The organism is Sphingomonas sp. ERG5, assembly GCF_000803065.1.
Taxonomy (GTDB): domain Bacteria; phylum Pseudomonadota; class Alphaproteobacteria; order Sphingomonadales; family Sphingomonadaceae; genus Sphingomonas.
Genome location: NZ_JSXI01000063.1, coordinates 83,215 through 99,107, shown reverse-complemented (window position 1 = coordinate 99,107; position 15,893 = coordinate 83,215). Strand labels below are relative to the sequence as shown.

Annotated in this window: 15 protein-coding genes; 11 read left to right on the top strand and 4 right to left on the bottom strand. The window is 60.6% G+C overall.

Going from position 1 to position 15,893, the window contains the following annotated elements:
* Positions 1-32: 32 nt before the first annotated feature.
* From dnaK to OO12_RS20125, 4 genes are all read left to right on the top strand, one after another.
* Positions 33-1,943, top strand: coding sequence for a molecular chaperone DnaK (gene dnaK, locus OO12_RS20135; RefSeq protein WP_034160518.1), 1,911 nt, complete (start codon positions 33-35; stop codon positions 1,941-1,943).
* Positions 1,944-2,025: 82 nt separating this feature from the next.
* Positions 2,026-3,147, top strand: a complete 1,122-nt coding sequence (gene dnaJ / locus OO12_RS20130) for a molecular chaperone DnaJ (RefSeq protein WP_034160517.1) — start codon at positions 2,026-2,028, stop codon at positions 3,145-3,147.
* Between the two features lie 670 nt (positions 3,148-3,817).
* Positions 3,818-3,979 carry a hypothetical protein gene (locus tag OO12_RS28710; RefSeq protein ID WP_160296859.1) on the top strand — a complete coding sequence of 54 codons (162 nt, stop codon included), beginning with the start codon at positions 3,818-3,820 and terminating at the stop codon, positions 3,977-3,979.
* A 22-nt stretch (positions 3,980-4,001) separates the two neighbouring features.
* Entirely contained in the window at positions 4,002-4,793 is a 792-nt protein-coding gene (locus tag OO12_RS20125; protein ID WP_160296858.1) for an SAM-dependent methyltransferase, read from the top strand.
* Between the two features lie 56 nt (positions 4,794-4,849).
* Here the strand turns inward: OO12_RS20125 and OO12_RS20120 are convergent, their stop codons facing one another.
* Positions 4,850-5,680, bottom strand: coding sequence for an ABC transporter six-transmembrane domain-containing protein (locus tag OO12_RS20120; RefSeq protein ID WP_160296857.1), 831 nt, complete (start codon positions 5,678-5,680; stop codon positions 4,850-4,852).
* 69 nt (positions 5,681-5,749) lie between these two features.
* On the opposite strand from OO12_RS20120, the gene OO12_RS20115 reads away from it, so the two are divergent.
* The 3 genes from OO12_RS20115 to OO12_RS20105 are packed head-to-tail and all read left to right on the top strand — an operon-like array spanning position 5,750 to position 8,055.
* Positions 5,750-6,601 (top strand): 50S ribosomal protein L11 methyltransferase, encoded by an 852-nt coding sequence (locus tag OO12_RS20115; protein ID WP_152616547.1) that lies wholly within the window; start codon positions 5,750-5,752, stop codon positions 6,599-6,601.
* Positions 6,602-6,616: 15 nt separating this feature from the next.
* Positions 6,617-7,276 (top strand): class I SAM-dependent DNA methyltransferase, encoded by a 660-nt coding sequence (locus tag OO12_RS20110; protein ID WP_160296856.1) that lies wholly within the window; start codon positions 6,617-6,619, stop codon positions 7,274-7,276.
* A gap of 29 nt (positions 7,277-7,305) precedes the next feature.
* The gene (locus OO12_RS20105) at positions 7,306-8,055 is read left to right on the top strand and encodes an aspartyl/asparaginyl beta-hydroxylase domain-containing protein (protein ID WP_152616546.1); all 750 of its coding nucleotides are present in this window, start codon (positions 7,306-7,308) and stop codon (positions 8,053-8,055) included.
* 88 nt (positions 8,056-8,143) lie between these two features.
* Here OO12_RS20105 and OO12_RS27115 read toward each other — a convergent pair whose 3' ends face one another.
* Positions 8,144-8,998, bottom strand: a complete 855-nt coding sequence (locus OO12_RS27115; RefSeq protein WP_152616545.1) for a peptidoglycan-binding domain-containing protein — start codon at positions 8,996-8,998, stop codon at positions 8,144-8,146.
* A 72-nt stretch (positions 8,999-9,070) separates the two neighbouring features.
* Positions 9,071-10,372, bottom strand: a complete 1,302-nt coding sequence (gene purB, locus OO12_RS20095) for an adenylosuccinate lyase (protein ID WP_034160511.1) — start codon at positions 10,370-10,372, stop codon at positions 9,071-9,073.
* A 377-nt stretch (positions 10,373-10,749) separates the two neighbouring features.
* Between purB and OO12_RS20090 the strand changes: the two genes are divergently transcribed.
* Positions 10,750-11,136 carry an EF-hand domain-containing protein gene (locus OO12_RS20090; RefSeq protein ID WP_235364908.1) on the top strand — a complete coding sequence of 129 codons (387 nt, stop codon included), beginning with the start codon at positions 10,750-10,752 and terminating at the stop codon, positions 11,134-11,136.
* Positions 11,137-11,210: 74 nt separating this feature from the next.
* On the opposite strand, the gene radC is transcribed toward OO12_RS20090, so the two are convergent.
* On the bottom strand, positions 11,211-11,921 hold the full coding sequence (gene radC / locus OO12_RS20085) for a RadC family protein (protein ID WP_034160666.1): 711 nt from the start codon (positions 11,919-11,921) through the stop codon (positions 11,211-11,213).
* 103 nt (positions 11,922-12,024) lie between these two features.
* Between radC and OO12_RS20080 the strand changes: the two genes are divergently transcribed.
* The 3 genes from OO12_RS20080 to OO12_RS20070 are packed head-to-tail and all read left to right on the top strand — an operon-like array spanning position 12,025 to position 15,814.
* Positions 12,025-15,231: an intermembrane phospholipid transport protein YdbH family protein gene (locus tag OO12_RS20080; protein WP_082006673.1), complete on the top strand. Its 3,207-nt coding sequence runs from the start codon at positions 12,025-12,027 to the stop codon at positions 15,229-15,231.
* Positions 15,232-15,263: 32 nt separating this feature from the next.
* Positions 15,264-15,434, top strand: coding sequence for a YnbE family lipoprotein (locus OO12_RS20075; RefSeq protein WP_235364907.1), 171 nt, complete (start codon positions 15,264-15,266; stop codon positions 15,432-15,434).
* Positions 15,434-15,814 (top strand): YdbL family protein, encoded by a 381-nt coding sequence (locus OO12_RS20070; protein ID WP_034160509.1) that lies wholly within the window; start codon positions 15,434-15,436, stop codon positions 15,812-15,814. Before OO12_RS20075 ends, OO12_RS20070 begins: the two co-directional genes overlap by 1 nt.
* The last annotated feature ends 79 nt before the right edge of the window (positions 15,815-15,893 follow it).

Here is a 15,893-nt window from a genome sequence, read left to right as displayed (position 1 = left end):
ATTTTTTTGAACGACGGGGGTCAGAGGACCAAATGGCTAAAGTAATCGGTATTGATCTGGGCACGACCAACAGCTGCGTTTCCGTGATGGAAGGCGGCAAGCCCAAGGTGATCGAAAACGCGGAAGGGGCGCGCACCACCCCATCGATCGTCGCATTCGCCAAGGACGGCGAGCGGCTGGTCGGTCAGCCGGCCAAGCGCCAGGCAGTGACGAATCCGGAAAACACCATCTTTGCGGTGAAGCGCCTGATCGGCCGCCGCTTCGATGACCCGGTGACCAAGAAGGACACCGAGCTGGTGCCCTATACCATCGTCAAGGGCGCGAACGGCGATGCGTGGGTGCAGGCCGGCGGCAAGGATTATTCGCCGTCGCAGATCAGCGCCTTCACGTTGCAGAAGATGAAGGAAACCGCCGAGGCCTATCTCGGCGAGACGGTGACTCAAGCGGTCATCACTGTTCCGGCCTATTTCAACGACGCCCAGCGTCAGGCGACCAAGGACGCCGGCCAGATCGCCGGCCTCGAAGTGCTGCGCATCATCAACGAGCCGACCGCGGCGGCGCTTGCCTATGGTCTCGACAAGGACAGCAACAAGACGATCGCGGTTTATGACCTTGGCGGCGGCACGTTCGACATCTCGATTCTCGAGATCGGCGACGGCGTGTTCGAAGTGAAGGCGACCAATGGCGACACCTTCCTGGGCGGCGAGGATTTCGACGACAAGCTGCTGCGCTTCCTGGCCGACGATTTCAAAAAGGCCGAAGGCATTGACCTGACCAAGGACAAGCTCGCCCTGCAGCGCCTGAAGGAAGGCGCCGAAAAGGCCAAGATCGAGCTGTCGTCGGCAGCGACGACCGAAGTCAATCTGCCCTTCATCACCGCTGACCAGAACGGCCCGAAGCATCTCGTCAAGACGATCACTCGCGCCGACCTGGAGAAGCTGGTCGATGATCTGATCCAGCGCACGCTCGAGCCGTGCCGCAAGGCGCTGGCCGATGCCGGCGTGAAATCGGCGCAGATCGACGAGGTCGTTCTGGTCGGCGGCATGACCCGCATGCCCAAGGTACGTCAGGTCGTGAAGGACTTTTTCGGCAAGGAACCGCATTCGGGCGTCAACCCGGATGAAGTCGTGGCGATGGGCGCGGCGATCCAGGCCGGCGTGCTGCAGGGCGACGTCAAGGACGTGCTGCTGCTTGACGTGACGCCGCTGTCGCTCGGCATCGAGACGCTGGGTGGCGTGTTCACCCGCATGATCGACCGCAACACGACGATCCCGACCAAGAAGTCGCAGACCTATTCGACCGCGGACGACAACCAGCAGGCCGTCACCATTCGCGTGTTCCAGGGTGAGCGCGAAATGGCGGCGGACAACAAGATGCTCGGCCAGTTCGACCTGGTCGGTATCCCGCCCGCACCACGCGGCGTGCCGCAGATCGAGGTCACGTTCGACATCGACGCCAACGGCATCGTCAACGTGTCGGCGCGCGACAAGGGCACCGGCAAGGAGCAGCAGATCCGCATTCAGGCTTCGGGTGGTCTCAGCGACCGCGACATCGACCAGATGGTGCGCGATGCCGAGCAGTTCGCCGAGGACGACAAGAAGCGCCGTGAGGCGGCCGAGGCGAAGAACAACGCCGACAGCCTGATCCATTCGACCGAGCGTCAGCTCGCTGAGCATGGCGACAAGGTCGATGCGACGCTGAAGGGCGAAATCGAAACCGCGATCGCGGAGACCAAGACTGCGGTCGAGAGCGGCGATCCGGAAGCGATGAAGGAAAAGACCAACACGCTTGGCCAGGTTGCGATGAAGCTCGGCCAGGCGATCTATGAGAAGCAGGCTGCGGCGGAAGCGTCGCCGGCAGCGGAAGCGACTGCCGAAGAAGCGCCCGCGGAAGATGTGGTCGACGCCGAATTCTCGGAAGTCGACGATAGCCACAAAGCGTAAATCAGTAGATGCGTACCCCCCGTCATGTCGGGTCAATCCAGGATGGATCGATCAGACATGATGGGGAGGGCGGGGGCCCGATATGACCACCGAAGTCGATTTCTACGAATTGCTCGAATGCGAGCGCGGCGCCGATGATGCGACGATCAAATCGTCGTACCGCAAGCTCGCCATGAAATATCACCCCGACAAGAATGCCGGGTGCAAGGATTCCGAAGGCCATTTCAAGGCGATCAGCGAGGCGTATGAATGCCTCAAGGATCCGCAGAAGCGCGCGGCCTATGATCGTTTCGGCCATGCGGCGTTTCGCAACGGCCAGGGCGGCGGTGGCGGCGGCCAGGACTTCAATGCCTTCAGCGATATTTTCGAAAATATCTTCGGCGAATTCATGGGCGGCGGCCAGCGTGGCGGCCAGCGCGGACCACGGCGTGGCGCCGATTTGCGCTATGACATGGAAATCACGCTCGAGGATGCGTTCCAGGGCAAGTCGACCGATGTGACGGTCGATGTCTCGGCGGCATGCGATACCTGTTCCGGTTCGGGCGCCAAGCCCGGCACCAGCGCGAAGAATTGCTCGACTTGTGGCGGCGCCGGCAAGGTGCGGGCGCAGCAGGGCTTCTTCGTCGTCGAGCGCGCCTGCCCGAGCTGCCATGGCCAGGGCCAGGTGATCAGCGATCCGTGCAATGCCTGTCACGGCGAAGGCCGGGTCGAAAAGACCAAGACGCTGACCGTCAACATTCCGCCTGGCGTCGATGAGGGCACGCGCGTGCGCCTGACTGGCGAAGGCGAGGCGGGCGCGCGCGGCGCGCCGGCGGGGGATTTGTACATCTTCCTGCATGTCGCACGCCATGCGATCTTCGAGCGGGAGGGCACGACGCTGTTCGCGCGCGCGCCGATCAGCTTCACCACGGCGTCACTGGGCGGCGAGATCCATATTCCCGGGCCCGATGGCGACTTGCACAGCATCAAGATTCCGGCGGGCACTCAGTCGGGGCGCGAACTGCGTCAGCGTGGCGCCGGCATGCCGGTGCTGCAAGGCCGAGGTCGTGGCGATCTGGTCGTGCGGATCGAAGTCGAGACGCCGACCAGCCTGACGTCGCGCCAGCGCGAGTTGCTTGAACAATTCCGTGCGACCGAGACGGGTAAGGAACACCCTCAGGCTACCGGCTTCTTCAACAAGATGAAGAAAGCGGTTGCGGGATAATATGAGATGAAGATCGTGGCCGTGTCCGCCCCTTCCTTTGAGAAGGGGCGGTCCGGCCGATGGATCAGAAGGTCGTGATGACCAACCCGACCACCAGCGCCTGGGCCGCAACCGCCAGCACGCTGCTGACCACGGCTTCCAAACTACGCATGGGTCGTCTCCGAAATGCCGGTTAAGTCCGGCACGGACCGAAATAGAAGATTTATGCTGCACTGCAACATTGTTGCGCACAGTTGCGAGTGCAGAAAATGCAATCGTTGCGGTGGAGATGCATCCGCGCCGGAGCGGCTTTTTTGCAGGACGTCCGTCCGCATCGTGTGGCGGACCGCCCTGGCAAAGGGCCGCCCTACACCGTCAATTTTCCATCCCCGTTGATTGCCGCAGGGCTTCGGAGTCGAGCCCTTCGTTGCGCGCCGCTCGTCCGCTCACAGCTAATACTCCGGGTTTCGATATAAATCGATAATGGATGTTGTTCATATTGACAGAAACAATATGTTACAATCCAAATAATGGTTACTATTTTCCTGTGAGTCGGCGATTAATAGCCTCTATCTTGAGGTAAGTTGAGATTGACGACTCATATTACTCCGTATCATACTCATTTATGGAGCAGTTGTTCTTTAGGGATTCGACTCGCTTCGAATGTCGTGTCTATGAATAGGAGAATATGATGTCGAGTATTCAAGCGCGTGTCGTCCGGCAACTGACGTCCGTCCCGAAGGAAATCAAGGCGCGCGTCGTCCGTCAGCTCACCTCCGTTCCCAAGGGGATCGAGGCGCGTGTCGTCCGTCAGCTAACTGCGGTGCCTAAATCGGTGAAGCGGGCTGCCTGATCCGAGATAGGGGGAGACGATAGTGACCTTTCAGTCGAAATGCGTTCATTTGATCGGTGCTGGCGTTTCCCCCGATCTCCACTTTACCCGCCAGGGGATGAAGCAGATCGCCGAAGCAGATTGTGTTGCCTATTATAGCGATCCAAGTCTGGATAAGGTGTTTGACGAAGCCGGTGTTCGCAACCGTGTTACTCTCGATGACCTTTATCCGCATGGCGGCATCGATGATGAAAGTTACGAAGCAGTATTAAAGAGAATTGTCGGACTGCTCCCTGAAAACAACTACGTGGTTTTCGTGCAGCAGGGAAATCCAAGGCTCGGTGTCACGCTGGCCGATATGCTTAAAGACGCGAGTGAGGTTGAGGGTTTCGACTTCGACGTATTTCCCGGTATATCCAGCCTCGATACCCTTATGATCGATGCCGATCGCGATCCGCTTGAATATGGATCGGTGATAATAGACGCAAACCGTCTTCTTCTATTTTCTCACAGGATATGCCCGGAATTCGATTATTACATCTACCACATATGTTCGGTAGGAACGCGCAAGACGAATATTGATGATCCCTCCGCGGATAACGCCATCGGCTTGCTGCAACAGCATCTGCTCGCTGCCTATCCCGCTGAACACCGATGCAAAATAATCGAGAGTAATGGCGCCGGCATTGATTCTGCGTCCGTTGCGGTGGAGGTCGCGATCGGCAACCTGCCATCGGCGCTGGGCGAAGTGACGTTCGGGACCACCTTGTTCATTCCATCGATAGGCCGTCCTCCAGTGAATGAGGTCGTGCTGGATCTGCTGATGGCCGAATGATGGTCGTTGGATTCCTTGCTCTTGATTCCGGCCTGCCGACGATCGGCGAGGTCGGCCTAGGTTTTGAGCCGGCGAGAGATGTCCGCCAGCTTGGCGATCTGCTGAACGATCTGCGGGACCTGATCCATGCTGGTGACGAAGCGCCAGATATAAGCGAAAATAGCATATATCGTCCCGGCCTCGACCGCATTCTGGCCGGCCACCCGCCAGAGCGCGACCCCGAAGAGAATGATCACGAACAGCTCGATGGAGCCGTAAGATTTGGCTTCGAGGTCGGAGAGTCTGATGCGCCACATCGCCAGCGCCTGGAAATGGCGTCGAACGCGCGCCGGCGCATCGCTTTGGAGAAGGCCGGCTTCCTTCTCGAGCCGATCATTCAAGCCTTTATTGAGAGCCTGCGACCTCTTGGCGAGGCGCCCGTTGATGAGGATCGACGGAACCAACAGCAACAGGCATGCCGCGCCGATCATCGGATCGAGCCAGAAGAGAGTAACGATCGCCACGGTAAGGCTGATGATGGAGAGCAGCGCCGCCGGCACGTCGCGCTCGAGAAATGTCACATATTCACGCAACAATGTCGCGCGCCCGACGATGAGCGATGGCGGCAATCCACGTCGATGGGCATCGGTGACGGCGTCGCTCGCAAAGGACGTGTGGATACGGGTGAAAACCCGCGTGTCCATCATCTTGGCGCTCACCTCAAGCGCGACCATCACGAAATGGCAAAGGCATAACCATAATATGGCAATATAGTTCTTTTGAAGAACGCCATTGATCGCGAATCCTGTAAGAAGAGGATATATCTGAGCGGCAGTATATCCTCCAACTGTTAGGCTATATGCTGCGATAAGCTGTCTCAAATTTTCCTTTACAACTTTGCCGATCATAGCATTTCTCACTAAGCATCTATCATTCTTTTTCGCCCAATATTTAGATATAAGCAACGGGATATCGTGATGCCGGTTCAATTGAGTCATCATGCTGAGATGTTGAACGATCATGTCCGGGTCCAGGCGTTTCGGGACGCCATTCACGAAGTCGTGCAGCCTGGCGACAGCGTCGTGGATATCGGTTCCGGTCTGGGCTTGCTGGCGGCAAGCGCGGTCGATGCGGGTGCCCGCTCCGTCACTGCGGTGGAGTATCTGCCGCAACTCGCCGCGCTATCGGCGCACATCATTGGCACCACGCCCGTCGAAATCATGGTGGGTCGCTCCTATGATATGGCCCTTGATCCGGCGCCTGACGTGGTGGTGACAGAAACGATCGGCCCGATCGGGCCAGAGGAAAATATCGTGGAGATCGCGAACGATCTCAAACGTCGATATCCAAGCATCCGCCGCATCATTCCGCATAGACTTGGACTCTATGCCCAAGCCGCATTCTCGGCTGACGCCGCGATCGCGCGCGAAACGGTGTTCTCGAAGATCGCGGGCAGCGCGGCGGGGAATTTCCAGCCTGGTCCGGCGCGGATTTCGCTGGATCGCGCTTATAGCGAGCAAATCTATCAGGATGATCTTTCTGATGCGCGGGCTTGGTCCGATAAGATGGTGCTCGCCGATTACGTCTTGGGTGAAGCGGAAGTCTCCGACTTTACCTGCGATTTGGTATTGTCGCATGGGAGCGAATGGAATGTCGTGATGATCGTATTTGAAGCTGATCTAGGAAACAGCGGTAAGTTGACCAATCATTTTGCAGCGCCTCAAACCCATTGGCTGAACAGCTATATATTTCGACCAGACGGGTATTCCAAGGTTCGAATATCTTACGAATCGCGGGATACGAGTTTCGAAATACAATGGTTCACCTGAGCGGGGGTGCGTGTCTTGTCAGATCTGGTGGAAAAATACTTCGATGGCGCCGCCGCTCTTTACAATGATGCCACGTCTACCGACGAGCAGTGGAGCATACCTCGCCATGTCGGGAACATTCTTTCATCGCTGAATGGTCGACTTGGATCGGCGTTAGCAATAGGCGTTGGCACGGGATATGACATCGACTTGCTCAAGGAGCATGGATGTAACGACATTACGGTACTCGATATCAGCCGCAGGATGTTGGATGTGGCTGCTGACCGTCATCCTGATGTTCCACAAATCCACGCCGACATTATGGATGACAATTCCCTGTCTCGTCGGTTCGACCTCATTCTTTGTATCGGGGTTCTGGAATTCGTCGGCGATACCGGCAAGCTGCTCGCGCGTTGCGCTTCGTTGTTGAACCTGGGCGGCTTGCTCGTCATCACCTACGAACCGGTCATCAAGGGCTACAAGCCGCAAGCGGTATCTACGCAACTGATCCACTCACGTGAGCAGGATCCAATCTATGATTGCGATGGTGTTCACATCCATAGGGACGAACTGGGTGATTTTACGGAATCTTGCTCCCGGGCGGGCTTGAGCATCCTCACTCACTCTCTCGCGCTCGCCTATATCGATGAGGATTCCATATTTTACGGGCTCGCGACCTTGCGGCGTAAGCCGTGAGCCTGTCTCGCCTCCGGCCAGGCGAGGAGATGGTCCGGGACATCTGGTCGCGGATCTGCGCGCAGGGATGGAGCCATCTCGATCGAATCGAGCGTTATCTTTTCAACATGCTCGATGGTGAAGCCACGCCCGAAAACAGCTCAAGCCGGGAGCTCTTCCGGCGCCTTTACATTCCCGGGCTTGGCGCTGGGCCATATTATGGGGCTGATGCGCTCCAATCCCCTGTGGGGATCGACGAGCTTGCCGCCATTCAGGGCGAAGCGATTTCTGCTTTTGGCGAGCGGGCTCTCGTTACCGATCACTCCGATCTCGTCGTGGCCAATGATTCTTCGGCACGTGCGGCCTGGGATTGCGTCTATTTTCGAAAAGAGTTCAAGGATGTCGAGAAAACGCACCATCTTTTCCCGGTGACATCAGCTTTCCTCAAGCGGCAGCGTCTCGCTACCGAAGCCCTATTCTCGCGCCTCGCTCCCAGTACGAATATCGAGCGCCACTCTGATTGCGCCAACTATGTTACTACCGTCCATCTGCCGCTTATGGACAGTTCTTCTGTTATAAATGTCGCTGGCGCCGCCAGACAATATGTTTCCGGGCAGGTTATAATATTTGATTCGAGTTTTTATCACTCGGTAGATAATTCATCTTGCTTCAATCGCGATATACTCCTGTTCAATATCTGGCATCAGGACCTGTCAGATCAGGAGATTGCTGCCATGATGTTGATCCGAAATCACTGGAATTCGGCTATCTCGTTCGATCCAGAGAGCGGTTTCCTGTGAAGCGCGAATGGCGGGGAACGTGCAGCGTCACTCGCATGGCCAGATATCGAAGCGGACCCCGTCGCCGGGTGCGTGGTGAAGCAATGAATCAGTGTCCGTTGTCGGACCAGTGCGGCGGATCGGCCGGCAGGTAAGCGAATTTGATCACGCCATAGCTTGCCCCGACGGCATGCAGCGCTGTGTTGTTCTCGCCACTGTTCGGCTTGCCGATGGGTTGGGCGGCGCCCGCTGCATCCTTCACCGTGATCGTTCCGGTCCAGTTGATCGTCATATCGATCGCCCGGCCCATGGTGTGGAGCGACAGGCCGGTCGACGGTTTGCGTACGATGCCGAACCTTTTTACCATCTCGCGCGCGGCTTTCCTGGATTTAACCGGATCGCCATGGTCCCAGTTGATGGCACAGCCGGGGATCGTCGGCACTGCAGTCGGCGCACGCTCGCCATTGGCGACTTCCCAGCAATAGAGCATCAGTTTCGCGCGTGCCGGATTACGCAGCGTCGACCCGACGCTGATCCGCGCCCCACCGGCCTTCATCGCAGTGGTGAAGGCAATGACTCGTTCGCGAAACGGCGAGGCGAGGTCGGCAAGCCTGCTGCTGTTGGGAAACGTCGCCTGATTGGCGTCCCACCACGCCGCGCCGCTGAGCGGATTGCCATTGGTGACGGGCGCGGGCGGCTTGGCCGGCTTCGGGTATAGTCCCGCCGCCAATGCGCTCCACGTCCGGCCGCCGGGATCGATCCGGCCATCGGGCAGCGCCGCGCCCAGGACTTTCGACTGATAGGCCTGGATGGCGATGATCGTGCCGCTGCCGCAATCGCCGTCCTCGACCAGTCTGGGCAAGCCAAGTGTGAGAATGCAGGCATTGAGCAGATGCTGAACAATGGTGACATCGGCTCCGTCATTGAAGCCGCCAAGTCCCACCGAAGCACCGATCGTCGTCATCGCCTTCACCCGCCCCGAATGATTGATGTATCAAAGCATATATCAATCATAGTCGGGCGCGAAGGGGTGTTATCAGTTGCCGAACACTCGGGCGTAGATCGTATCTACATGTTTCAGATGATAGCCAAGGTCGAATTTGTCGTCGATTTCGGCGGTCGACAAGGCGGCGGTGACTTCAGGATCGGCCTTGAGCAATTCCTGCAAGGACAATTCGCCGTCCGATTCCCACACCCGCATCGCGTTGCGCTGGACCAGACGATAGGCGTCCTCACGGCTGACGCCGGCCTGAGTGAGCGCCAGCAGCACGCGCTGCGAATGGACCAGGCCGCCCATCTTGTTGAGGTTCTTTTCCATCCGCGCCGGATAGACGACCAGCTTGTCCATCACGCCGGTCAACCGCGCGAGCGCGAAGTCGAGCGTGATCGTCGCGTCAGGGCCGATATAGCGCTCGACCGACGAATGACTGATGTCGCGCTCATGCCACAGCGCGACATTCTCAAGCGCGGGCGTGACGAAGCCGCGCACCATGCGGGCGAGGCCAGTGAGATTCTCGGTCAGCACCGGGTTGCGCTTGTGCGGCATGGCCGATGAACCCTTCTGCCCGGGCGAGAAATACTCCTCCGCTTCGAGCACTTCGGTGCGCTGCAGATGGCGGATCTCGGTCGCGAGGCGCTCGATCGAGCTGGCGATCACGCCAAGCGTCGCGAAGAACATCGCGTGGCGGTCGCGCGGGATGACTTGAGTCGAGACTGGCTCCACGCTCAAGCCCAGTTTCTCCGCGACATGCGCTTCGACGAATGGGTCGATATTGGCGAAGGTGCCGACCGCGCCGGAAATCGCGCACGTCGCGATATCGGCGCGTGCCGCGACCAGGCGGGCGCGGTTGCGGTCGAACTCGGCATAGGCCTGGGCGAGCTTCAGGCCGAACGTCACCGGCTCGGCATGGATGCCATGGCTGCGGCCGATCGTCGGGGTGAGCTTATGCTCGACCGCACGGCGCTTCAGCACCACCAGCAGCGCATCGATATCGGCGATGAGAATGTCCGATGCCCGTGCGAGCTGGACCGCGAGGCACGTGTCGAGCACGTCCGAGCTGGTCATGCCCTGATGCATGAAGCGCGCTTCGGGGCCGACATGCTCGGCGACATTGGTCAGGAAAGCGATCACGTCATGCTTGGTCTCGCGCTCGATCTCGTCGATGCGGTCGACCTCGAATGCGCCCTTGGCCCAGATCGCGGCAGCGGCTTCCTTCGGCACCACGCCGAGTTCGGCGAGCGCGTCGGTCGCATGCGCTTCGATCTCGAACCAGATGCGGAAACGCGCCTCGGGCGTCCAGAGTGCGACCATGTCGGGGCGGGAATAGCGTGGCACCATTACAACGGTTCCTGAAAATCGGAGTTCGGTTGATCGTGAATCGCGAACGGACTCGCGATGAACCGCGCGTTAGCAGGGACGAGCCGACGCTTCAAATCGTGAGAATATGAACTATCTCGATAGTGGGAGGTTGATACATGTGAGTGTTCTCGAGGGTATGTATAACGCCATCGAACATTCCGATACTATTTATTCGGAGAGAGATCATGTTGAAATATCTTCTTCTTGCCGGTGCAATGACTATTACTGTGCCTGCTCTGGCACAAGATAAGCCGGTTGCGGGTGATCCTACAGCATCGGCGCAAACAACTTCGCGGCCGACGACTCAGACTGCAACGAACCCGACTCCGGCCGAAGGCCAGACTGCATCTGATGCGATGGCTGCGACCGATCAGGCCGCAACCGGAACGCCTGCGGCGCAAGATTCTGCCAAAGCGCAGGCTGCACCGGCCGATCCTGCGGCAACACCTGCCGATCAGGCGGTTGCCCAGCAACCGGCCCCCGCCACGAGCAAGGCGGAACAGGTTGCGCAAGTCGTGAACACCGAATTCCCGTCCTATGACAAGGATTCGAATGGTGCGCTCAGCGAAACCGAGTTCGCGTCGTGGATGGTCGCGCTGAAGACCGCCAGCGATCCGACGACCAAGGCGGAAAGCGCCGAGGTCAAGAAATGGATCGGCCAGGCCTTCGCATCCGCCGATGCCGACAAGAGCAAATCGGTGTCGAAGACCGAGTTGACGGGCTTCCTGTCGCAAGGCGGCTAACCGCCAGCGTCAGGGAAATGTCCCTCCGGGGCGGCCGCCATATCCCAGGATATGGTGGCCGTTCTGCGTTTCTCTCAGATCAGCCCCAGCGCCCTCAAACTTGAATGCCCACTGGTACCCATGATGATATGGTCGTGCACCGCAATGCCCATCCGCTTGCTTGCCTCGACGATGTTGCGGGTCAGGTCGATATCGGCGCGGCTCGGGGTCGGGTCGCCACTTGGGTGGTTGTGAACCAAAATGATGGCGGCCGAGCCAAGTTCGATCGCACGGCGGATCACTTCGCGGACATAGACTGCGGCCTCGTCGATCGATCCCTGGCTCATCAGCTCGTCGCGGATCAGCATGTTGCGCGTATTGAGGTGGAGCACGCGCACGCGCTCGATCGAGTGATGCGCCATATCGGCGTGGAGATAATCGATCAGCGCTTGCCAATTGCCGAGCAACGGGCGCTCCTTGACCTCGGCCTGGAGCATGCGCAGCGCAGCGGCATTGGCGATCTTGATCGCCGCGATCGCGCTTTCACCCATGCCGGAAATGCGCGCCAGGCTGGTCGCATCCGCCGCGAGCACGCCACCGATGCCGCCGAATTCGGCCAGCAGGGTCTTGGCCAGCGGCTTGGTGTCTTTGCGGGGAATGGCCAGCGCGAGCAGATATTCGATCAGTTCATGGTCAAGCAGGCCGTCACCGCCATGGTCGTTGAGCCGCTTGCGCAACCGCGCACGATGGCCGGTCGCATCTTTGGCCTTGTCGGGGCCGGTCGGCTTGGGGTCGGGAACGCTCATCTTTCCCATGAATTACCTATTGGCGGCGGCTGCGCAATTGCGTGACACGGCGAAGCGTCTATTCTGGGCGCGGTTGTGACGCCATTCAGGAGCATCGAACGGCGTGACGGCTGACTTCAACGATCTGCCGAACGCCGAACCGGAGCCCGTCCCGCGGCGCCGCCGCTTGCCGAAACTGGGCAGGGGCGCGCGGATCATCGCGGTGATCGCGCTGGTCCTGCTTGGCGCGCTGATCGCGCTGTGGACGCAGCGCAAGACGATCGCGTCGAGCTATGTCGACAGCTATCTCGCCGACCATCATGTGCCCGCACGCTATGCCATCGCCGATCTCGGGTTCAACCGGCAGCGGCTGACCAATGTCGTGCTGGGCGATCCCGCTCATCCCGATCTGGTGGCGGACTGGATCGAACTCGGCACCAGTGTCGGTTTTTCGGGGGCGTCGGTCGATATGGTGCGCGCCGGACATGTACGGCTGCGCGGGAAACTGGTCGATGGCAAGCTCTCGATAGGCACGCTTGACCGGTTGCTGCCGGCGCCGAGCGGCAAGCCGTTCGCGCTGCCCGCGATCGGCGTGGATGTCGCCGATGGCCGCATGCGGCTGGAGACGCCGCAGGGTTTGATTGGGTTGAAGCTCAGCGGGCGGGGCAAGCTCGATAATGGTTTTGCCGGCTCGCTCGCGATGGTGTCGGAACGGCTCGAGGCGGGGGGCTGTATTGCCGACAAGGCGGCGGCAGTGATGAAGATCAAGGTCGCCGCGGCGAAGCCGTCGCTGGCGGGGCCGGTGCGCGCCGCGGCGGTTTCCTGTGGCGACACCCGTGTGGCCGGCCTGGGCAGCGATGTCAGCGTCGCGCTGAGTAAAGCGCTCGACCAATGGACCGGCAAGGCTCGGCTGGCGGTCGCGACGGTACGGCATCCGCGCGGGCAGCTGGCATCGGTCAGTGGCACGATCGGCTTTGCCGGCACTGCCGCCGACACAAAGGGTCGTGTCGATCTCGCTGCGGGCCGCTTCGCCAGCGCGCCGGCGAGCGGGTCCTCGCTGACCGTCGCGGGCGACTATCGCGTTGCGAAGCAGAGCGGTTTCACCGGTACGATCGGCGCCGGGCAAATGGCGGTGGCGAAATCCTATCTCGCGCCGGTCGAGCGACTGGGGACGACCGGACAGGGCACGCCGGTCGGGCCGATCGTGGCGCAATTGGCGAGGGCAGCGGTCGCAGCGGGAAAGTCATTCGGTTTCCGCACTGATGTCACGGCCATGATTCAGGGCGCGGCCGGCCGGATCGATGTGTCGAAAGTCGCACTGTCTTCGGCGTCCGGGGCGAAGGCCGCGTTCGACAAGGCGGCGATTTCCTATGGCTGGCCAAAGGGTGGCGCGCGCATTGCCGGCCAGCTTGATCTCAGCGGGGGCGGCTTCCCGATGCTGTCGGCCAGCCTGGCGCAATCGGCGCCGGGCAAACCGGTGACCGGGGTCGCCACGCTGCGTCAGCCTTATGGTGCGAACGGCGCCAGCCTGGCGCTGACCCCCGTGCGCTTCAGTGCGACGCCCGGCGGTGATACGCGCTTTTCGACCAGGGCGACCTTGTCGGGCCCGCTTGGCGACGGGCGCGTGGATGGACTGAACTTCGCCCTCGACGGGTTGTGGAATGGCCGCTCGCGGCTCGCGGTCAATCCCGCTTGCGCGCCTTTGTCGTTCCAGCGGCTGGCCGTGGCGGGGCTGGTGCTGCGTCCGGCGAGCTTGCACCTGTGTCCGGTCGGCGGCGCGCTGGTGCGGGTCGATGACGGGCGGCTAAGCGGCGGGGCGACGATCGCGGCACCGCGTCTGGCGGGTAATCTCGGCAACACCCCGGTCACCCTGGCGGCGGCGGGATCGCGCGTCACGCTTGGCGATACCGGTTTTGGGCTGACCGATCTCGCGGTGCGGCTCGGCACCGAGGAACGGCTGACACGGCTCGATTTCGCCACGCTCGATGGGCGGCTGGAGGGCAAGGTCGTCAAGGGCCAGTTCGCGGGCGGCGGTGGTCAGATCGGCAAGGTGCCGCTGCTGATGTCGGCGGCGGCGGGCGACTGGACGCTCGAAGGTGGACGGCTTGGCCTGCATGGCGCGATGAGCGTTGCCGATGCCGACCCCGATCCGCGCTTCAAGCCGCTCGCCGCGCGCGATGTCGTGCTGACATTGATCGACGGCAAGATCGCCGCGACCGGCACGCTGGTCCATCCCGAAAAGGGCGTGCAGGTCGCCACCGTCGCGATCGCGCATGACCTGTCGGACGGTGCCGGCAAGGCCGACCTCGCGGTTGCCGGCCTGACCTTCACCGACAAGTTCCAGCCCGACGAGCTGACCCGGCTGACCTTCGGCGTGATCGCCAATGTCGAGGGAACGGTGGCCGGTACCGGGCAGATCCGCTGGAATGCCGATGCCGTGACCAGCGATGGCGTGTTCCGCACCGCCAATGTTGATCTCGCCGCCGCTTTCGGTCCGGTCACGGGTATCGCCGGGGAAATCCACTTCACCGACTTGCTCAACCTGGAAAGCGCACCGGGCCAGGTGGTGACGATCAAGACGATCAATCCCGGCATTCCGGTCAATGATGGCCGCATCGTCTTTCGCACGCTCGCCAATACCCGGGTGCAAGTGGAAAGCGGGGACTGGCCGCTGGCCGGGGGGCAGCTCGTGCTTGAGCCGACCCTGCTCGACTTCACCGAGTCGCAGCAGCGCCGCATGACCTTCCGAGTCACGTCGATGGATGCCGGCGAGTTCCTGCAGCAATTCGATTTCGACAATCTCAATGCTACCGGCACCTTTGACGGCAGTCTGCCGATGATCTTCGACCAGACCGGCGGCCGAATCGAAAAGGGGCATCTGACGATGCGCGCCGGCGGCGGGACGGTCGCCTATCTGGGCGAAGTGACCAAGGAGGATGTCGGTTTCTGGGGCAATCTCGCCTTTCAGATGCTGAAATCGCTGCGCTACCGCAAACTCGACGTGGTGATGAACGGGCCACTTGCCGGCGAAATGATCACTGAAGTGAGCTTTGCCGGCATCGGTCAGGGCAAAGGGGCGAAACGCAATTTCCTGTTCGACCGGCTGCAGAAACTGCCCTTCGTGTTCAATGTCCGCATCACCGCGCCGTTTCGGCAGTTGATCGATTCGGCCCAATCCTTCTACGATCCGAAACGGCTGATCGAACGGAACCTGCCGGCGTTGATCGAGGAACAGAAGAAGCGTGCACTCCCGCCTCAAGTGACGCCACCGATACAGGCCCCCAATCAGCCTGGGGCCATTCAGCCTCAAGAAAGCAGGACCGTGCCATGACAGACGCAATGATCTGGAGACGAAGTATTGCGATGACCCTTGGGGTGATGACGATGACCGGGCTGGCGGGCGGATGCGTGAATGTCAGCGCACCCGACAAGCCGATCGTGATCAACCTCAATATCAACGTGAAACAGGAAGTCGTCTATCGTCTCGATGGTGAGGCGAAAACGACCATCCAGGCCAATCCGGGAATTTTCTGATGAAGACGATGGACAAAATCATGATTGCGGCGGGCCTGGTGCTCGCCAGTGTCTCGACGATTGCGATGGCGCAGCGCGACCCGGCCTATCAGGCCGCGCGCGATGCCGGGCAAGTGGGCGAACAGCCCGACGGCTATCTGGGTGTCGTCGGCGCCGGCAACGCGCAGCTGCGCGCGATGGTCGCCAACATCAACATCCAGCGCAAGGCGACCTATACGCAAAAGGCCGCCGCAGCGAACGTGACGGTGATCGACCAGGGCCTGACCTTTGGCTGCAACCTGATCACGCAGACCAAGCCGGGCGAGAAATATATGGGCCCCGACGGAAGTTGGAAAACGCGCACCGCCGCGCCGCCCGAACGCGACTCGCGCTGCCCGTAACGGCGCGTCCTCAGCCGAGCCATAAGGAAGGGGCCGCGAGTCGCATCGCGGCCCCTTTTGGTGTGGATCGGAATTGGGG

Coding starts and splice junctions, on each gene's coding strand:
- dnaK (WP_034160518.1), top strand. CDS start 33: ATGGCTAAAGTAATCGGTATTGATCTGGGCACGACCAACAGCTGCGTT.
- dnaJ (WP_034160517.1), top strand. CDS start 2,026: ATGACCACCGAAGTCGATTTCTACGAATTGCTCGAATGCGAGCGCGGC.
- OO12_RS28710 (WP_160296859.1), top strand. CDS start 3,818: ATGTCGAGTATTCAAGCGCGTGTCGTCCGGCAACTGACGTCCGTCCCG.
- OO12_RS20120 (WP_160296857.1), bottom strand. CDS start 5,680: ATGATCGGCAAAGTTGTAAAGGAAAATTTGAGACAGCTTATCGCAGCA.
- OO12_RS20115 (WP_152616547.1), top strand. CDS start 5,750: ATGCCGGTTCAATTGAGTCATCATGCTGAGATGTTGAACGATCATGTC.
- OO12_RS20105 (WP_152616546.1), top strand. CDS start 7,306: ATGGTCCGGGACATCTGGTCGCGGATCTGCGCGCAGGGATGGAGCCAT.
- OO12_RS27115 (WP_152616545.1), bottom strand. CDS start 8,998: ATGACGACGATCGGTGCTTCGGTGGGACTTGGCGGCTTCAATGACGGA.
- purB (WP_034160511.1), bottom strand. CDS start 10,372: ATGGTGCCACGCTATTCCCGCCCCGACATGGTCGCACTCTGGACGCCC.
- OO12_RS20090 (WP_235364908.1), top strand. CDS start 10,750: ATGGCTGCGACCGATCAGGCCGCAACCGGAACGCCTGCGGCGCAAGAT.
- radC (WP_034160666.1), bottom strand. CDS start 11,921: ATGAGCGTTCCCGACCCCAAGCCGACCGGCCCCGACAAGGCCAAAGAT.
- OO12_RS20075 (WP_235364907.1), top strand. CDS start 15,264: ATGACCCTTGGGGTGATGACGATGACCGGGCTGGCGGGCGGATGCGTG.
- OO12_RS20070 (WP_034160509.1), top strand. CDS start 15,434: ATGAAGACGATGGACAAAATCATGATTGCGGCGGGCCTGGTGCTCGCC.